The organism is Latilactobacillus sp., assembly GCF_033176295.1.
Lineage (GTDB): Bacteria > Bacillota > Bacilli > Lactobacillales > Lactobacillaceae > Latilactobacillus > Latilactobacillus sakei.
The window spans coordinates 47530-67287 of the sequence record NZ_JAMQEX010000009.1; the positions used below are offsets into that span (position 1 = coordinate 47530).

Genomic DNA, 19758 nt, shown 5'->3' on the forward strand with positions numbered 1-19758 from the left:
CATTAATCAGTTGCTTTAGGCGCCTTCATCGTCAATTGAACCCGTTCACGTTCTTGATCGACGCTTAAGACCCAAACCTGAACAACATCACCGACTGAAACTTCATCAGATGGATGTTTAACAAAGTGATTGGCCAATTGCGAAATATGAACTAAGCCATCATGTTTAACACCGATATCCACAAAAGCACCGAAATCAATGACATTCCGCACGGTTCCTTCTAGGGCCATGTTCGGTTTCAAATCGGCGAGGGTTAAGACATCATGCCGTAGCAGTGGTGCTGTCATTTGATCCCGCAAATCCCGACCTGGTTTTTGTAAACCGCTTAAGATATCTTCAAGTGTTTCAGAGCCGACCGCTAATTCGGTCGCCAAATCAGTCACTGTTAATTGCTTAATTGCTGCTGATAATTCTGGTGTTCCTAAAGCCTCCAAAGTGACACCCAACGATTTTAAAATCGCCTTGGCTACTGGATAGCTTTCAGGATGAATATCCGTATTGTCTAATGGGTTGTCGCCACCGATGATTCGCAAGAACCCAACGGCTTGTTCGAATGCCTTAGGGCCTAAGCGCGGCACTTTCTTCAATTCACTGCGTTTTTGATATAAGCCGTTTTCGTTACGGTATTGGACAATATTTTGGGCAGTCGTCGCTGATAACCCAGAAATATGTTGCAAGAGTTGTGGGCTAGCGGTGTTCAAGTTAACCCCTACGCTATTGACAACATCTTCAATGACTACGTCTAATTGCGTCGTCAATTCCTTTTGGGCAACATCGTGTTGGTATTGCCCGACACCGACTGCTTGTGGATCAATCTTAATCAATTCTGCTAAGGGATCTTGTAAGCGCCGTGCGATACTAATCGCACTCCGCTCTTCAACATGTAGATCTGGGAATTCAGCCCGCGCTGTATCACTTGCTGAATAAACGGAAGCCCCTGCTTCGTTGACAATCACGTAAAAGATTTCCCGGGAAATGGTTTTTAAAACTGATGCCACAAATTCTTCAGATTCACGACTAGCAGTCCCATTCCCGATTGCAATCATTTCAACATTATATTTTTCAAGGAATTGCTTGAATTCATCGGCAGCTGCTGCTCGTTTAGGCGCTGCAGCTGGTTTATGCGGATAGATCACTAATTTATCTAGAAATTTTCCAGTCCCATCGACAACGGCTAATTTACAGCCTGTTCGGTAAGCAGGGTCAAAACCTAAAACAACTTTGCCTTTCAAAGGCGGTTGTAATAAAAGATGCTTTAAATTATCGCCAAAGACGGCAATTGCTTGTTGATCAGCCTTTTCTTTTAACTGCTTCCGCAATTCACGTTCAATGGCCGGGCCAATGAACCGTTTATAGGCATCTTCAATAGCTGTCTTAATAATTTGGGCGGCAGCTGAGTCTTGACCATGAATAACGGCTTGAGCAATATGTCCAACGATCATATTTTCGGCAACTTCTAGCTTCACCTTCAAGATACCTTCGTGTTCGCCACGATTAATCGCTAAATATTGATGTTCCGCAATCTTATTAATCGGTGCTGAGAAATCATAATAGATTTGATAAACTTGCTTATCATCGCTGTCGGCATCTTTCACCTGACTCACAATTTGCCCGTTTTGACGGGTGTATTGTCGTGTCCAGTCACGGAAAGTAGCTGTTTCACTAATATTTTCAGCGATAATTTCATGCACACCCGCTAAAACAGCATCTGTATCGATAATCTTTTGGTCTGGGTTAAGATAATCGGCCGCTTTTTCCAGGAGGACTTGTTCTGAAAAGTTCGGTAATTGCGCAATCAGGTTGGCAAACGGTTCTAACCCAGCTTCTTTAGCAATCGTCGCCTTTGTCCGCCGTTTTTGCTTATAAGGCAGGTATAAATCCTCAAGCACTTGTAATTGGCTAGCGGCTTCGATTTGCTTTTGTAAAACCGGCGTTAACTTAGCTTGTTCGGCAATATTCTTGATAATATCGGTCTTCCGTTTTTCAAGCGTTGTTAAGTATTGGAAGGTGTGTTCGATTTCGCGAATTTGAACTTCGTCTAAACTACCAGTCCTTTCCTTACGATAGCGCGCCACAAACGGTACGGTGTTACCTTCGTCTAATAAGGTTAACACGGCATTAATTTGTTGTGGTCGATATTGCGTCAGTTGTTTGGTGACAAGTTGTTGAATATCAGTCATGTGCGTCCCTACCTTTATCTTCAATAAAAAAACAGCACCCGTCTTGGGAACTGTCATGAGTTGATCTAAGCAATTTTTGAGATGTTTTGGATATACTTAGAAATTCGTTCTGTTGCTTTGTCTTGGTTCATTTCTGAAGCAGCAAAAGCTTGCATATCAACTGTTTGATCATCATGCATGCTTGTAATTAAATCTTCGCAACCTTGAACGAAATCAGTATAAGCACCGATTAAACGTTGGTTGTTCCCCATTAAACGAGCTGGGGCAACGGCTGTCTTAAATTGTGCTAAGAATTCGTGGTATTGATCCACACCGTCTCTGAAGATTTGGGCTGTCTTTTGGTAATCCTGTTCGCTCATTTCAGCTAACTTACCATCAGCAACGGCCGCTTTTAAAGGGACGAAATATTTACTCATGCCTTCTTGCACTTTTTCAGTATTGTCGATTAAATCGTTAACAGCTTGGCCGTATTTAGCCAACTTTTGTTGTGTTTTATTCATGTTAATCCTCCTAGTTTCCTATGCTTCAGTATACTAATTCTGGTATCGGCTTGCAAGAGTGCGTTTGAAACGCATTTGACTTCGAGCATTAGCATCGTGTTGCAAATAACCGATATAATCGGTTATTTGCAATACGTCGCTAAGCACAAAAGGCAGTTTCAAAAAGCACGTTTCAATCAGGTAACAATTAAATAAGGCACCAAGGACAAAAATAACTTTTGTCGTTAGTACCTTATTCGTTCTATTTCTTTTTAAGCATCAGCCTATCGCGGTCTTTTCTTAAATTATTTAGCAGCTCTTCTTTGGAAGAACTTCACGATTTCAACGATGACTACTAGCATAAATGAAGCTGCTAGTACAATCCCCCATTGATATAAATCAAGGTGTGAGACATGGAATAAGCCATTGAGCCCTGGAATCATGATTGTTGCGGCTAATAAGATAAATGAAGCTAAAACAGCCCAGTTGAAGGCTTTATTCTTAAAGAAGCCAACTGTAAAGATTGATTGATGGACTGATTTAACGTTGAATGCGTGGAAGAGTTGGATCATCCCTAACGTTGCATACGCCATTGTTAAAGCATCCGCATGAGCTAAGCCACTTGCTTGATGCACTGGGAACGTAATCGCTAACGCATAAACGGCTAAGGTAATCCCACCTTCTAATAGGCCTTGGTAGATAATCGCTTGGAACACGCCACCTGAGAAGAAGTTTGATTTACGCCCACGTGGTTTTTGATTCATAATCCCTGGTTCAGTTGGTTCAACCCCCAAGGCAATCGCTGGGAAAGTATCCGTTACTAAATTAATCCACAAGATATGCACTGGTTGCAGAATTTGCCAACCTAAAACCGTCATCATGAATAAAGTTAACACTTCACCCAAGTTGGCTGATAAAAGATATTGAATCGATTTTTGGATATTAGCAAAGACTTTCCGGCCTTCTTTAACCGCAATCACAATTGTTGAGAAGTTATCATCGGCTAAGACCATATCACTGGCCCCTTTAGAAACTTCAGTCCCGGTGATCCCCATCCCAATACCGATATCGGCTGATTTGAGGGCTGGTGCATCATTGACACCATCACCAGTCATCGCAACAACCTTACCGTGTTTTTGCCAAGCTTTCACAATTCGTACTTTATGTTCAGGCGCAACCCGCGCATAAACGGCGTATTGAGTAACTTTTTTAGCGAATTCTTGATCATCCATTTGGTCTAACTCAGCGCCAGTAATAACGGCGGCATCCGCATCTTCTTCTGGGGTAATAATCCCTAAACGAAGCGCGATTGCTTCGGCTGTATCGCGGTGATCCCCAGTAATCATTAGGGTCCGGATACCAGCTGAATGCGCATCTGTTACAGCTTGTTTTGCTTCTGGTCGCTCAGGATCAATCATCCCAACTAAGCCAGCGAAAATTAAATCAGTTTCAATCGTTGGATCAACCGTTGCTGGCACACTTGGTAAGACTTTATAAGCCAACGCTAAGACCCGCAAGGCTTGTTTTGCCAAACCATGGTTCGTGTCTAATAATAATTGGCGCTCTGCATCGTCCATCGGTTGAACAACGCCTTGTGCGTCGATATAATGCGTAACGCGTTTGAGCAATTCATCCGGTGCGCCTTTCGTGGTCATTAAGAATTGACCATCAGCTTGTTGATGAATTGTGGTCATCAACTTCCGCTCTGAATCAAATGGTACTTCAGCGACCCGTGGTTCGGCTGCTAAAGCTGCGTTAATATCAAAATCTTTATCACGCCCATACGCGATTAGGGCTGTTTCGGTCGGATCACCAATCATTTCACCGTCAGCCTTAATTTTAGTATCATTGGCTAAATTCATGATTTTTAATGTTAAATTATCCGCTGGTAATGTTGCGCCAGCATCTTGTAATTGGTTGTTAGTAAATATTTTTTCGACGGTCATTTGGTTCATCGTCAACGTCCCAGTTTTATCAGACGCAATAATATCCGTACTCCCTAGTGTTTCTACTGCAGGTAACTTACGAACAATAGCCTTTCTTTTAACCATCTTCTGCGTCCCTAAAGCAAGGATAATCGTCACAATTGCAGGTAGGCCTTCCGGAATCGCTGCGACCGCTAACGAAATAGCAGTTAATAACATGTTAATTGGTGATTGTGCGTGGCGTAAGTAACCCACCACAAAAACAATTGCAGCAATAATCAAGATCATAATCGTCAAACTCTTACCTAATTGGCTCAAGTTCATCTGTAATGGCGTCGTTGTTTCGTCGGCTTGGTTGAGCATCCCAGCAATTTTACCAACTTCGGTCTGCATCCCAGTCCCCGTTACAACCCCAACGCCACGACCGTAAGTAACATTACTATTCATAAACGCCATATTGGTCCGATCACCAATCCCACTTTCTGGATCAGTCAAGGTATCAACGGTCTTATCAACTGGGACGGATTCCCCAGTTAAAGCGGACTCTTCGATTTTCAAAGCAGCTGATTCAAGTAAGCGAAGATCCGCGGGCACAATATCGCCGGCTTCCAGCAACACGATATCGCCAACTACGAGTTCTTCACTCTTAATCGTCACGATTTCGCCATCTCGACGAACGTGTGCATCAGGTGTCGCCATTTCTTTTAAAGCGTTAATTGCTTGTTCCGCCTTTGCTTCTTGGAAAACCCCAAAAATCGCATTTAAGATCACAACGGCTAGAATAATGAATGCGTCTGGCCATTCATGTGCTAAAAAGCCCGCGATCATTGCTGCGACTAATAACACAATAATCATAAAATCTTTGAACTGTTCTAAAAAACGAATCGCTAAACTTTTGCGTTTCTTTTCAGTCAATTGATTCCGACCATTTTCTGCCAAACGTTTTTCAACCTGTTCTTGGGTTAACCCTTGTGGCGTTGTTGCGAGCGCTTTAAGTGTTGCGTCTGTTGATTGTGTAAAAAATGTGGTTTGTTTATCGACCATTACCTTGCCTCCTATAAATTTGATTTTGGGGGTAAAAAAAGAGACCTACAGGAATTCTAAAAATCCCTATAAGTCTCACTAATTAAGATAACACCAGAATATTGCCTTGTTGGTGGCGTTATCGCAGACAAGCTGCCAGTTACTCCCTTATCGTTAACCCCATTATAAGGTATAGACAATCTAAAAGGCAAGTAAATAGTTGTTTTAATAACTAGATTGGTTTACGAGACTAGGCTCGAAGGCTAAACGTGCTTTTGTCAGTAGCTTTCTGTGCTTTGCTAAACTTATCAAACCGGTGATTTCATCACCAATTCGCTAAGTTCTGCAAATGCTCAAAAGCTAACCACTGACAACGCACTCTGTTTTATTGCCAGAACGTATCATAGATTGTTATTGGTAAATGACGCTTGTGGGCCGTTTTTTTGTACCAGTTTTCAATCTTCGTTGCGGCTTCTTCACTGACCTGACGACCTTCTAAATAGTCGTCAATTTGATCATATGTGACGCCCAATGCTAATTCATCTGGTAATGCTGGACGGTCTTCTTCAAGATCCGCCGTTGGTACTTTTTCATAGAGGTGTTTAGGCGCACCGAGTTCGGCTAACATGGCCTTGCCTTGACGCTTATTGAGTCTGAAGATTGGCACTAAATCTGCGCCGCCATCACCAAACTTCGTATAAAAACCCGTGATGGATTCGGCAGAATGATCCGTTCCCAAAACAGCACCACTATTTTCACCAGCGACGCCATATTGGGCAATCATCCGCACGCGGGCTTTAATATTGCCCTTATTGAAGTCACTAACAATTACACCAGTTTCCGCAAGGGATTGAACCATCGCGTCCACTGAGCCCTTAATATTGACCCGTTTGACTTGATCAGCTGCCATAAATTCGATTGCGGCCATCGCATCCGATTCATCAGCTTGTTCCCCATAAGGTAACCGCACTGCGATAAATTGGTAACTTTCATCGCCAGTTTCAGCCCGCATCTCTTGCATGGCTTTTTCAGCCAATGCGCCCACTAAAGTTGAATCTTGGCCGCCTGAAATGCCTAAGACATAGCTTTTTAAGAATGTATTTTTCTTTAGATAAGCCTTCATAAAATCAACCGATTGGCGAATCTCTTTGGCGGGATCGATCGTTGGTTGTGTTTTTAAGGCTGCAATAATTTCTGCTTGTAAAGCGTTCATTTGCCAGATACTCCTTCAAAAATAATCGATTCTAGTGCATTAAATTAACGTCTTCTCTGACTTTGCGGATTGAACTCATCTTATTGTCCCAAGTCCGTTGTGATAGATCGACTGGGTAATCCTGTGGATTCAAGTCACGTTTGTATTCATCCCAAAGTGAATCAAGGTTTTCAGCACAGAACTTCTTAATTGCCGCTAATTCAGGCAACGTATAGACCCGTTTGCCGTTTTCAAAAATAGTCCGTAAGATTGGTCGGGCATTGAAGTCGGTCACGGTCTTATTGATGTATGTGTAATTAGGATGGAACATGTAAATCGTATCTTGTTCAAGTGGATCTTCATCCCATAATGTGATGTAGTCCCCTTCTGATTTACCGTCAACTTGTTTGGTAATTCGCCAAACTTGCTTGCGGCCTGGTGTTGAGACTTTTTCAGCATTACTTGATAATTTAATGGTATCGACCATCTTACCATCTGAGTTTTCAATTGAAACCAACTTATAAACCGCGCCCAAGGCTGGTTGGTCGTAAGCGGTAATTAACTTCGTCCCAACGCCCCAAACATCGATTTTAGCTTCTTGCATCTTCAAGTTTTGGATTGTCTTTTCATCTAAATCGTTAGAAGCGTAAATTTTAGCGTCCGTGAAGCCTGCTTCATCCAATTGTTGGCGCACACGTTTGGAAATATAGGCCATATCGCCACTATCAATCCGCACACCTTGGAAATTAATCCGGCTACCGAATTCGCGCGCAACTCGGATTGCACTCGGCACACCACTCTTCAAAGTATCATAAGTATCCACAAGGAAGACACAGTCCCGATGCGTTTCAGCATAGGCCCGGAAGGCTTCGTAATCGTTACGGTAAGCTTGAACTAAAGAATGCGCATGTGTTCCGCTTGCTGGAATCCCGAAAATTTTAGAAGCTCGTACATTACTGGTTGCATCAAAGCCACCAATATAAGCAGCGCGTGTGCCCCATAAAGCAGCATCCATTTCTTGGGCCCGGCGTGTCCCGAATTCTAAGACGGGATCCTTGCCGACCACTGATTTGATCCGTGCTGCTTTGGTTGCAATCAAGGTTTGGTAATTGACAATATTTAATAACGCCGTTTCAATCAATTGGCATTGGGCGAGTGGCCCTTCTACTTGCATGATTGGTTCATTGCCAAAGACCAATTCGCCTTCAACCGCTGAACGAACCGTTAAATCAAAATCTAATTCTGCTAGATACGTCAAAAAATCTTCAGGATAACCGACTTCATCCCGTAAATAAGCTAAATCGCTCTCGGTAAAGCGGAGATTCTCAAGATAATTAACGATATGTTCCAAACCAGCAAAAATAGCATACCCATTTTCAAAAGGTAGTTTTCTGAAATAGCATTCGAAAACCGCTGTCCGATTATGGAGTCCCTTTTTAAAATAAGTTAACATCATATTGAGCTGATACAAGTCTGTATGTAACAACAAACTATCATCAGGATATAATTTTTGCATGTCGCACTCCTAATTAGAGATATATTTGGTATACTTAGTTGAAGCTATTATACAATAAAACAGCGAGTTCTGCATAATTTCGAGAAGGAGTTTTACAAATGCAATTTCCGACAGTCTCAGTTTTAAATATTCCTTTTATCAATACTACTAACCAAGCATTTATTGCGCAACTTTCAAAAGACTTAGCCGCTAACGAAAACCGTTTTATCGTTACTGCTAATCCAGAAATTGCCCTCTATGCCACTAAACATAACGATTACTTCCAAACGATTAGCCAAGCCGATTACATTACACCAGACGGTATTGGTATTCTTAAAGGCGCCACAATGTTAGGCACGCCGCTTACAGAACGAATTACCGGTTTTGATACGATGACGGCCTTATTCGAAATTGCCAATCAAAACAGCTATAGCGTTTATTTGCTTGGTGCTAAGGAAGAAGTTTTACAAGCCGCTTGCCAAAACGTTGCAAAACAATATCCTAACGTCACCATCGTCGGCCAACACAACGGTTATTTTGACGACCAAGAAGAACAAAAAATTGTTGCCGATATCGAACGAACACAACCCAATATTATTTTGGCAGCACTTGGCTTCCCCAAACAAGAAACCTTTATCGAAGCCAATCGTCACAAAGTTAACGCCATTTGGATGGGTGTTGGCGGTAGCTTTGATGTTTTATCGGGAACTGTTAGCCGGGCTCCAAAAATTTGGCAAAAAATGCACTTAGAATGGTTCTATCGTTTTGCATCACATCCAAGTCGCTTGAACCGTTTCCCAGCGCTTATTGAATACATGCGCTTGGTTAAAAAAGAAAAGAAAAACTAAAAAAAGCATTGAAGACAAACTTAATTTTGCCTTCAATGCTTTTTTATTTTGATAATCGTTTTAATGTTCGGCTGTACTGAATTTTTTCTAAATAGTACCGTCTCACATTACCGTCACTCAGCAAGATGCCCAGAAACTGGAGCCCCTTACCAATTGATTTCGTTTTTTTAACAGTGCTCAATAAATTAATATTAGCGTTAAAGCGGTCTTTTTGATGTTGATCGTAAAACCCTTTTTCAGTTAGGTAAGCTTCCAGTTTTGCTTTGATTGCTTCATCACTCGCTGTTAATCTAAACACAGTCGTCTGACGTAAAAAGCCAGAAATTAGAAAGGTTTTTAACATGTCACTTTGAGTCATACTGTTTTGTCTAATCCGATAACGCATCAACGGTTCATTAGTCACACCTATTTGCTGACCCGCCGCGATCATTCGTAACCACAAATCATAATCTTCACAGGCGATTAGTTGTTCCTGATAGCCACCAACTGTTTCAAAAGCTGCTTTTTTACCCAGAACACTCGGATGAACAATGAAATTATCATATTGTAATAACTCACGAACGGCAGCTGCTGATTCAACCATTTGTGGATGCCGACCAATCTCGGCATTAGTTTCATCAATCAGAATCGAAGATGATGCAATAACATCCAATTGCCGTTGTTGCAATAAATCAAATTCAGTCATTAGCCGTTCTGGCACAGCAATATCATCAGCATCCATTCGCGCAATGTAATCACCCCGACTTGCTTTCAATCCCCGATTCAAACTAGGTGCTAACCCTAGATTATGCTCGTTGCTGATTAAAACAATTCGCGGTTCTTCTTTTGCATATTCATTTAAAACAGCTGCCAATGCTTGATTATCAGGATTATCCAAAACAATGATGAACTCAAAATTTTGATAAGACTGTTTCAGAATTGATTCAATTGACTGGCGTAATTCCGTTTCTTTTTCATTATAAACGGCCATCACAATACTAATTAACGGTGTTTCCATAGTAATCTCCTTGTTGACGCCTACAATTGTGCATACAAATCATGCATCAAAATCGCTAACTGGCGTGTTGAAAATGATTGACTAACATGCTTATTAAACGCTAAGCCCATGCCAACTAATTGGTTATTTTGATAAGCAGCGTAAGCTTCATTTAACGCTTTGACATATCCTTGTAAGTCTAAGCTATCCACAACCCAGCCATATTCAGGGCTATCCACAATTACCTTGCTATCACCAACATCGGTCGTAATCGCAGGGACGCCATAATTGCCAGATTCTAACAAGACGGTTGGGAACCCTTCGTGAATTGACGATAAAACTGATAAATCGGTGTGTCGATAAAAGTGCGCCACATCTGATTGAAAGCCATCAAAATGAACCTTATCAGTTATTTGATAATCTGTTGCTAACTTCTTAAACTCTGCTTCTAGTTCGCCATCGCCAATCAGGTGTAGTTGATATTCAAAATCAACATTCGCTAACGCTTCTAACAATAGCTGTTGGTGTTTTTGCGCTGTTAGTCTAGCCACACAAATCATCGTGAATTGCGGTTGCTTAACTGGTGTCGGTACTTCCGGACTAAATTCAATGGCATTAAAAATAGTTGTCATCTTATTCGTATCGATGCCTTGTTGTACCAAGCTGTTTCTAAACCGTTCGGCAATCAGATAGATATGATCCGCTTTTTTAAGTACCCAGAGACTTAACGGCAATAAAATTTTACCTTTAAACCCTTTATTCAGATAATCAATCTTAGGTAACGTGTGCAATGTCAACGTCCACTTCGCCGTAATTCGTTTCCGAATTAACGCTAAGAAGAGATTAGACCGTGGTCCATGCGTATGCACGACATCGATGTTTTCAGAATTGATATGCGCTGCTAGTTGTTTCAAGAAATGCGGGGTTAACGTTTTTGGTTGTTCAAACACTTCAACCGGTAACTGATTAGCGCGCGCTAGTTCTGCAACCGGGCCATCTTCAAAAACTAATAATGATGGCTCATCTTTACCAAGTGCGATCATTGCCTTCATTAAACCGATAATATGTGAGCGACCACCGCCCGTTTCATTCCCTGCGTTTACAAAAAGAACCTTCACGTAATCACCTTTTCATTCTAATTTAGTTTTCTAAATCTTGCTTAATTTGTGTCGTTGAAATACCTGTTGTCCGGGGAAGATAGATGACTTCACAATAATCCTTTAAGAAATCAAACTTTCCTTTCCAATCATCACCCATTACGAAAACATCAATATCGTATTTTTGAACGTCTTTAATTTTTTGTTCCCAATCTTTTTCAGGAATTACCTTATCAACATATCGAATGGCTTCGAGAATATATTTGCGATGTTCATATGAATGGTAAGCTTCTTTATGCTTTTCAGCATTAAATTCGTCCGTTGATAAGCCGACAATTAATTCATCGCCTAATTGGCTGGCACGTTCTAAGAGATGAACATGACCCCAGTGTAATAAATCAAAGGTCCCGTAAGTTAAAACTTTTGTCATTTTAAATCATCCTTTCTTAAGGCGCATCAGATCTTGCCGGACACGTGTATTTAATCCAACTAATAATATCACGAATAAAAGACCAACGATAATCGTCTGAACGACGAGATCGAAGAATAAACTGCCGAGGTTAATTGGTATGTGTAAGCCAATTAATAGCGTTAAGCCAAATATTAGCCAGTACTTCCAATGTTCATGCCACAGGAATTTAAAATCTAAGTGCCCTCGTACTAACCAAATCCGCATCCCACAAACCAATAATTCGGTCAGGACAATGATGGTTGTCCCACCATTAGCCCCAAAGCGACCGGCGAATACGAAATTCCCAATTAAGGAGAAGACCGCGCCAACTAGGTATGGAATCGCGACAATTCTGTACATCCCTTTTGATAGCGCAAATTGATTGGCATAAATACCACCATAAGGAATGATCACCACAAGTAAACTAACCCAGAAGAAGTTATCCGTCATCGCTTGATAGCGACTACCGAAAAACCAAACGATAAATTTATTAGCGTTGACCATCAGCGCACTTGTAAATAGCAAGCCAAGTATCAAAGTATAGTCCAACGAAACTTTCAATAAATTCTGAATTTGATTTTCATCCGCTTCTTCACTGTCCATCTTAGCCATAATCGGCATTAAGACGATTGTCACCGAACCTAATAATTGCACAACCGCCCGCGCCATGGTTTGCGTCTGGGCATAATACGTTAATTGAACAGAACCCGCTAATAAGCCAATAATGGTTTGATCAAAGCTCGTATAAAATTGTGCAGCAACTGAAGGAATGGTTACCGTGATTGATTCTTTCAAATATTGCTTAGAAAAATGAATCCGTCCAAACTTGAATTGAGGAATTTCTGTTTTAATCCCTAACCAGAAGACAAAGTTAGCTAGGTAAGTAATACTATTGATTAATAGATAAATCCAAAGATCTTGTTCACTGTGTACGAAAATAAAAATCGTAGCGACTAGTGTCAATTTAATAATTGTATTTCGCATGACCACTGTTTTAACTTGGCCACGGCCAATATAAAACCAAGAAATATCTAAGACATACCCAATTAAAAATGGAATCTCAATTAGAAAATAGAATTTATAACTCATGAATAAGCAGACAACCACGATGTAACTAATGATCACGATTAAACCACTAAGAAGTTGTAAACCCCATAATTTTTTGAAATTTTCTTCAAGATTTTCTTTTGTCGATTGGGCAATTACTCTGACACCAACCTGGTTCATTCCCATGAGAATGATAAAACTCAAGAAGACTGGAATCGAGTTAACGTAGGAATTAATCCCTAACGCTTCTTTGCCTAATACCCGCGCCACGTACGGTGTCGTGACAAAAGGCAGTACAATGATCAGCAACTGATAAACAGCATTATAAATGATATTTGTTGAGGCTTTTTTCATACTAGACTTTCCAAACTTCCTGAATTATTTTTTGCGTCGCCGAACCATCGGTATTCGCATTGTGTAACTGATTAAACGCTTTTGTCGTTTGCGCTGTTAGCCCTTGACTAAGCAATGTATACAACGCTTGATTGTCCGTTACTAATGGCCCTGGGATAAAGGCTTGGTAGTCAAAATAAAAGCCTCGTAGAATATCCTGGTATTTATCCAAATCATACGCGTAAAAAACAATCGGCTTTTCCAATAACGCATAATCAAAGAAAACAGATGAATAATCAGTCATTAAAACATCGGCAGCTAGATACAACTCTTCGATACTTGCGTAGCGATTGACGTTATGCACATGTGGATAAGCTGCAATGTCTGGCATTTGATCTGCCACGTTTGGATGCAAGCGAATTAACAAGTCATATTGATCGCCTAATTGTGCTTCAAATTGTTCCAAATCTAACGCTAATTTAAACGTGGGTTCATCGTCTCTAAAAGTTGGTGCATATAAAATTGTTTTGCGTGTTGCATCTAATTGTAGTTTTGCTTTTAAACTAGCTACCAATTCACGATCATCTTTATGCTTTGCTAAATAATCATTCCGTGGTAACCCATAGCTCATAATCTTAGTTTGTTTTAAATTAAATGCCCGTTCATATAACCAATTATCTTCAGGTGCATTAGACACAAAGTAGTCCCAGTTAAGGGGTTCTCTTGCAGTCAAACGTTTGAAGTCATTATCATCTGGTAAATCATTACCAATATGTTTAAGCGGCGTACCATGCCAAGTTTGCACAAAAACCCCATTTTTATGGGGTTTTAGACGGAATGGAAAGTTAATATCCATAATCCAATATTTAGCACGCGCAAGTGCCTTTAAATAGGCCTTCTCGTGCCTTGCCACGAACTGAATGTTAATGTCCGGGTATTGGGCTTTAACTGTTTGTCGCGCTTGTTCATCGTTTAAAACAATAATGTAGTCACTATTAGGAAACTTTTCAATCAAGCCTTCAAAGAGTGCTCTTGGATTACCAGAAAATGATTTCCCAAAAAAAGAATTGATAAAAAATGTCTCGTCTGACATCGGAGTGACTAATTTAATCAAACCAAACCAAACGCGGTGGTATAAAACTGCTTTAACTGTTGCGATAGCCGTCATGCTTTTTAAGTCCTCTCGTTGTGACTAATGCATAGCCTAGTGCAAAGGCCAAAATAATTGTATCTGCCAAAAAGTCCATTACATTACCACTAAATGCTGATAAGGCAATAACCAAACCTGATCCAAATAACAAACTTACTTCAAAGAACGTTGCTTTTTTGCCTAGCACACGAATTACTTCGTATAAGCAATATAGCAGTACAAAAACGTAAGGCATGATTAATAATAAGACGCCGATGAAGCCCATTGAATACCATTGTGAAATGAAGTCTTGCTCCAAGTTGGCAATATGGTTCATCCGAGTATAAGAAATCCCGAACCAATTATTTAATGAATCATTATTAACGGATTTAGCGCGGTTTAACATTGCTTCTTCAACCTTACGGTAATTTAAGCGATCACCAACTGGCCATTTCATTACTTGATACCAGAATTGTGGATCATCACGATATGAATACCCGCCCATCACAAATCTAGCATTTAATGAATAATCACGATAATGATTTTTAATATATCTCATCAAAGGTGTTTCTTTACGATGGTCAATTTGATCATCCTTATGTTCTTTCTCTTTTTCTTTTTCAGCTTCTAATTCTTTTTTCTTTTCTTTTTGTTCTTTCTTAGTACCATCTTGTGTCTTTTGAACAGCCGTATCGGTTGTTGTTCGGTTAAACATTGGTGACATTGGTAAAATAGCACCACCAACCAACGTTAAAACTGCAAATGTTGCAAATAAGCTAAATTTGAACTTAAATTCTTTAAACAACAAACTGTAAATTAAATATAAGATGATATAACCAGCTAATACAACGAAGAACCCTAATGAAGCAGTTTTCGTACCAAGCATCAGCATCGCAAACATTTGAACAGTCGCTAGTGCAATACTCTTTAAATCTAGCTTTTCAACCAAATAATAAAGAACCATCGGTGTCAATAATACTTCGACAGCTGAAACTGCGTTGGCATAATAGAAAAAGCCTTTTGATGCTAAGCCATAGTATGCCCATTGCTGGCCGCCGCCAAACCATGAAAAAATATTACCTTGAATCCAGCCACCACCATATGATGATAAGCTAATTTTGAATAAGTTCGTAATCACAATGCTACCAGAAATAATCCACGCTAAAAATTTGATCACTTTATTAAACTCAGCTCTAGTCACCTTAATCTGCGTTGTGACAAACAAGACAACCAACGGAATTACCATTCTAATCCAGTAGAAGATCTCCCCTACTGTTGAGTAACCCAAGTCGATTGGGCTAGTTGATTTAAAATGTCTCGTAAAGATCAGATGTAGCACTAGATAAATAACTAGAATAGCCATATAAAGCCAAGCAAATCGATTTACTTTATTATGACGACTACTCCAAATATAAAGTCCCGCAATAATCGCTACGAGAAAAATTCTAATCAGCGTTGCTGGTGAAAATGGCACCCAATTTGTGACTGGTGGCACATATAAAAAGTAGATATCCAAAAACGGTTGTAGCAACACTAATAAAATTAGTGATTTTTTTGTATATTCTTTAAAGTTCACGGACTTATTCCTCCAAGATTAATGATTCAATATATATTGATAGAACGTATCGGCTTTTTCTTGATTTTCTTTTGAAAACTTGTTCGTTAATTTATGCATACTTGATAATGCTGTTATTTCTTGATAACGTTGCTCATCAAATTGTTCGAACAACACTTTTCCCATAAGGTGCGGTTCAACGTTACCCAACCGTGGTAACTTTGCGTATTCGGCAGTTAGGTGATCACAAGCAATCGTTAAAAAGACATGGAACATAAAATAATTATCTAGCGTATCGTGCGTCTGCCAATAATTATATAATAAATCTTGCGTTAATACTAAGATAGGGTGGTTAGTATCACTATGAATGAACCAACTCGAAGCAGCAATTGCCCGATTTTGTTGTTGTGTATTGCTGTAGAAAAAGAGTGGTGCATCAAAAACATAACCCGGGAAATTAGTCCCCGTAAAATAGACTGTACTATCAATCCAAGTGCCACCATGTTTTGTTAGTAGGGCCACCCGTACTAAATCGGATAGATGCGCGTAAGGAATCAATCCTGCATCAATTTTATCTTGCAGGAATGTTGGAAAAGTTATAAAGTCACTCAAATTTGCTAATGTTATGATTTGCACATGTTGTTTGGGATATAGTCTCTTAATCGTTTCGATATTGTGTCTGACTAATGGTGGTGCATCTTCAATCCCTTGGAACCAACAAATCCAAATCACGTTATTTTTTTCGCCGCTTGTCGTTTGTACTTGATATTGATCAAGAAACGCTGTGGCTTCTTTTTTTAACTTAACATACGTCAAGGCATCTGCAACCGGCGTTTGCTTATTCTTTAAGTAGAAATTAATAAAGCTTGGAGAAAGTAATGTCGTCACATAATTCAATCTCTTTTTTAGATTCATTTTATCCCGCCTATTTATTTTGACTATCAACTTTTAAAACTTGAGAAAACATTTCTGCGTTACTATTCGTATTCTTTTCAATTAAACGCCATTTAGCATATGGGACCAACTTGCCCCCTATGGTTTTAATCTTATAATACCCTCTGTAACTACTATCAGTAGCCTGTGGATGAACCGCCCAATAATATTGATTATACGGTACCTCTAGATATAAACGATAATCTTTAGGCGTGTTATGTTTTTCCTGATAGGTTATAAAATCATTTTTGATACGACTCGCATGACCAATTCGTGTTGCTAAGCCCGCATAAAAGATAACAACCATTACCATCATTATTCTGATAATTGGTAAGCTAAATTTAACAGCATTCAATTCGTTGCATAAGGCAACTACTAGCAAACACAAACAGAAATAACTTGCAAACGCTCCTCGAGGACCAAACGGTGTAACTACAAAGAATGGCACAATTAAAACAATAGCAGCTGCAATTAATGCAATATATTCGATATTGTGGGTTTCCAGTGATAACTTAGCCATTTCAATTACAATTACTAATAAGAATAAAATTGATAATAAACATGATACTAAATAGCGATGGCCGAAGTCCTTTAAAAAGGTATTAAACAAAATATAATGATATTCTATGAAAGCAATCAGGATACTCAATTCTAGATAAGAAACCACAGTCCCCAACTTATTACCCGAACGCTTTTGGAGATTTTTAATAATTAAGTAACCCAGAATGACAGCAAGTAACACTGTAATAATTGGATTATCAATCAAGAGATAAAAATCCATTTGTTGTGAAATAATATGATAAACCTTAGTCAATGAAAAACTTGTTTCCCGGTAACTGTCATGATGTAATAATATATTTAAATAAGCTTTATTGGAAAACATTAAAATGCCACCAATATATGTGCCAATGAAATTAGCAATTACTAAGTAGTTTTTCTTTTTTTGGTATAGCATATAGCCCATTAAAATTGTGGCAACTGCTAAATTTAATAGTGTAACGTGTTCAACAAAAAAGCAACTGATTATTGAAAGAACCGCTATTAAAATACTATAACGTAAATACTTTGATGCTTGCCAATCAGAATAGTGATACTTCACTAAGTTAATAATAATTAAGGGATATACCAATGAAGCCATATAGTTAAAGAAGCCGGCATTCCACCCTAAAACTTGCGCAAACAACTCTGTACTCATCGTTAACATCAAAATAAGAATTAATAACGTATTTCTTTCTAATTGCCTAACGTTGTTAATCAAATGGGCAGCCAGATAGACAACTAGTGTTGTAATACCTGCGTAACTTAAAACCTTAAATACCGCACTATGACTAGCAATGATAATTAAACTATTACCAGCGTAACGTCCATCATAATTTAAGAACTGACCTGATCCAAAATAATTTTTTAAAGTCGTTATCCCCCAGTTTAAATCATCTCCAGTCAACGGAAAGTTAATTGATAGATAACCAAAGAAAATAAAAACCAGAAAAAAGAAACCATATTTTTTTATTGCCTCATTGTTACGAACTGTCATTTTAAAGCGTCCTTTCGAGTAATAAACATAGATAATAAAGTCGTCTTAGAATCCTACCTTATTACTATATCCTCTTTTAAAGTCTTTTTATCATTTGCTTGCCTTGAGTGGATCTTTTCATAGACAGTGACCCAACCTATGGCAGTTAACATGATAAATGCCGGGACAATGAAAAATCGATATCTAGACTGAATCTCAATTAATAAATGGACCATAAAATAACCGATGATCATCAATTTTAATAAATAACCGTCCGTCCATGTTTCACGCCATTTGAATACTGCTAATAAGGCATTTGCTACAATAAAAATATAGAACAAAAACTGAACCGCATTCAACCAATTTTTAATCTTTAAAGATAACTTAACATTATCTGCCATCCCCCACATTAGGGCATCATCCCGAGCAGTCCACATCTTCTTACTTTTATTGAACATTAAATTAACGAGCTTAGGTTTATCTTGGATTCTTTCCTTAATAATCTCTTTGCCCAGCTTATCTCGTTTTGCGCCAAGTGGATACCGATCCATTAAGCTTAAGTCCGTTGCAGAGTAGCTCCCAACGGTTTCATCATTCAACCCTAATACAAATTTCCAAGTTGGATTTCTATTTTCCAGCGGATATTCGGATAAATGCGTTACTTGCAAAGCGCTATTCACTAAGAACAACATGAGAAAATAGGCCAAAACACTAGTGGTAACTCTTCCGAGTGATTTTAAAATATTTTTCCGATCCGGTGCCAATAACCATTTTGTAATTTCAAAACAGACAAGTGCAATAATCAACAAAATGCCCAATGGTCGCATCATATTCCCGAGTGCTAATAAAACACCAGCAGTTGCTTTAACCCATAATTGATCATGCTTTAAGTATAGATAGATTGCTAAATAAATTAAAAAAGTTGCTAGAAATTGATTCGTTAAAACACCTGTCATATAAATATACGCTGGATAAAATAGCAATAACGTATACACAATGCGCCCTGTTATTTCTTTAAAGTGTAGATTAATAATCTTATACCCAACAAATGCAATTCCGCAATTTAGAAGGATGTTAATTATCTGTAGAATAAGCACATTTTGACCAAATATTTTGATAATCAATGCTTGAAAATAAACAAAGCCTAACTGATAAGGCCAACTTTGAAAGTAACTTTCCTTTAGAAATGAGAGGTCACCTTGCGTCGCTAGTATCGCGGCATGATGCATCATTTGAAAATCAGAACTCGGTGCTGTCGGGACCTTAATCAACCAACCAATTCTGACTAATATCGCCATTCCCGTTACAATCATAAAGAATATTTTTTTACTGGTTATCTTGGTCAATAAAACCAATGCCAAGATAATTAATATGTAAAAGACAATAGCAACAATCATTAATTTAGAATTAGATAGGTAATTACCGGTGACTAAATTACTGATTGAGTAATACGTAATAAAAGCAAAAATGCTTACCAAAAGTACTGTATAAACACCCTTTACAAAGCCGTTCATAAATTTTTGCACCAAAGATACCTCCTAAACATAATATTTTTAATTTTATCACATATTAGTTCAATAAT

General features: G+C 38.9%; 15 protein-coding genes. 1 reads left to right on the forward strand and 14 read right to left on the reverse strand.

Going from position 1 to position 19758, the window contains the following annotated elements; all coding sequences use genetic code 11:
• Positions 1 to 2: 2 nt before the first annotated feature.
• From NDN60_RS05910 to NDN60_RS05930, 5 genes are all read right to left on the reverse strand, one after another.
• Positions 3 to 2180: a Tex family protein gene (locus NDN60_RS05910; RefSeq protein ID WP_016265586.1), complete on the reverse strand. Its 2178-nt coding sequence runs from the start codon at positions 2178 to 2180 to the stop codon at positions 3 to 5.
• 65 nt (positions 2181 to 2245) lie between these two features.
• Positions 2246 to 2680 (reverse strand): hypothetical protein, encoded by a 435-nt coding sequence (locus NDN60_RS05915; protein WP_016265587.1) that lies wholly within the window; start codon positions 2678 to 2680, stop codon positions 2246 to 2248.
• Between the two features lie 284 nt (positions 2681 to 2964).
• Positions 2965 to 5628 (reverse strand): cation-translocating P-type ATPase, encoded by a 2664-nt coding sequence (locus NDN60_RS05920; RefSeq protein WP_094365840.1) that lies wholly within the window; start codon positions 5626 to 5628, stop codon positions 2965 to 2967.
• A gap of 364 nt (positions 5629 to 5992) precedes the next feature.
• Positions 5993 to 6820, reverse strand: coding sequence for an ammonia-dependent NAD(+) synthetase (gene nadE, locus NDN60_RS05925; RefSeq protein WP_099947739.1), 828 nt, complete (start codon positions 6818 to 6820; stop codon positions 5993 to 5995).
• A 31-nt stretch (positions 6821 to 6851) separates the two neighbouring features.
• Positions 6852 to 8315 (reverse strand): nicotinate phosphoribosyltransferase, encoded by a 1464-nt coding sequence (locus NDN60_RS05930; RefSeq protein ID WP_016265590.1) that lies wholly within the window; start codon positions 8313 to 8315, stop codon positions 6852 to 6854.
• Positions 8316 to 8413: 98 nt separating this feature from the next.
• Between NDN60_RS05930 and NDN60_RS05935 the strand changes: the two genes are divergently transcribed.
• Complete coding sequence (locus NDN60_RS05935) at positions 8414 to 9142, forward strand: WecB/TagA/CpsF family glycosyltransferase (RefSeq protein WP_011375265.1); 729 nt, start codon at positions 8414 to 8416, stop codon at positions 9140 to 9142.
• 43 nt (positions 9143 to 9185) lie between these two features.
• Here NDN60_RS05935 and NDN60_RS05940 read toward each other — a convergent pair whose 3' ends face one another.
• Genes NDN60_RS05940 through NDN60_RS05980 form a run of 9 tightly spaced genes read right to left on the reverse strand, consistent with a single transcriptional unit; the run spans position 9186 to position 19702 of the window.
• Positions 9186 to 10139 carry a glycosyltransferase gene (locus NDN60_RS05940; RefSeq protein ID WP_011375266.1) on the reverse strand — a complete coding sequence of 318 codons (954 nt, stop codon included), beginning with the start codon at positions 10137 to 10139 and terminating at the stop codon, positions 9186 to 9188.
• Between the two features lie 20 nt (positions 10140 to 10159).
• Positions 10160 to 11236 (reverse strand): glycosyltransferase, encoded by a 1077-nt coding sequence (locus tag NDN60_RS05945; RefSeq protein ID WP_076632288.1) that lies wholly within the window; start codon positions 11234 to 11236, stop codon positions 10160 to 10162.
• Positions 11237 to 11258: 22 nt separating this feature from the next.
• Complete coding sequence (tagD, locus tag NDN60_RS05950; RefSeq protein ID WP_011375268.1) at positions 11259 to 11645, reverse strand: glycerol-3-phosphate cytidylyltransferase; 387 nt, start codon at positions 11643 to 11645, stop codon at positions 11259 to 11261.
• Between the two features lie 6 nt (positions 11646 to 11651).
• The gene (locus NDN60_RS05955; protein ID WP_011375269.1) at positions 11652 to 13067 is read right to left on the reverse strand and encodes an oligosaccharide flippase family protein; all 1416 of its coding nucleotides are present in this window, start codon (positions 13065 to 13067) and stop codon (positions 11652 to 11654) included.
• 1 nt (position 13068) lies between these two features.
• Positions 13069 to 14214 (reverse strand): CDP-glycerol--poly(glycerophosphate) glycerophosphotransferase, encoded by a 1146-nt coding sequence (locus NDN60_RS05960; protein ID WP_016265592.1) that lies wholly within the window; start codon positions 14212 to 14214, stop codon positions 13069 to 13071.
• Positions 14192 to 15751, reverse strand: a complete 1560-nt coding sequence (locus tag NDN60_RS05965; protein WP_011375271.1) for an O-antigen ligase family protein — start codon at positions 15749 to 15751, stop codon at positions 14192 to 14194. The genes NDN60_RS05960 and NDN60_RS05965 overlap by 23 nt, the downstream gene beginning before the upstream one ends.
• 18 nt (positions 15752 to 15769) lie before the next feature.
• Complete coding sequence (locus NDN60_RS05970; RefSeq protein WP_016265594.1) at positions 15770 to 16645, reverse strand: capsular polysaccharide synthesis protein; 876 nt, start codon at positions 16643 to 16645, stop codon at positions 15770 to 15772.
• A 10-nt stretch (positions 16646 to 16655) separates the two neighbouring features.
• The gene (locus tag NDN60_RS05975; protein WP_011375273.1) at positions 16656 to 18197 is read right to left on the reverse strand and encodes a DUF6056 family protein; all 1542 of its coding nucleotides are present in this window, start codon (positions 18195 to 18197) and stop codon (positions 16656 to 16658) included.
• Positions 18198 to 18250: 53 nt separating this feature from the next.
• A complete protein-coding gene (locus NDN60_RS05980; protein ID WP_011375274.1) occupies positions 18251 to 19702 on the reverse strand; it encodes a glycosyltransferase family 39 protein in 1452 nt (483 codons plus the stop codon).
• Positions 19703 to 19758 lie beyond the last annotated feature (56 nt).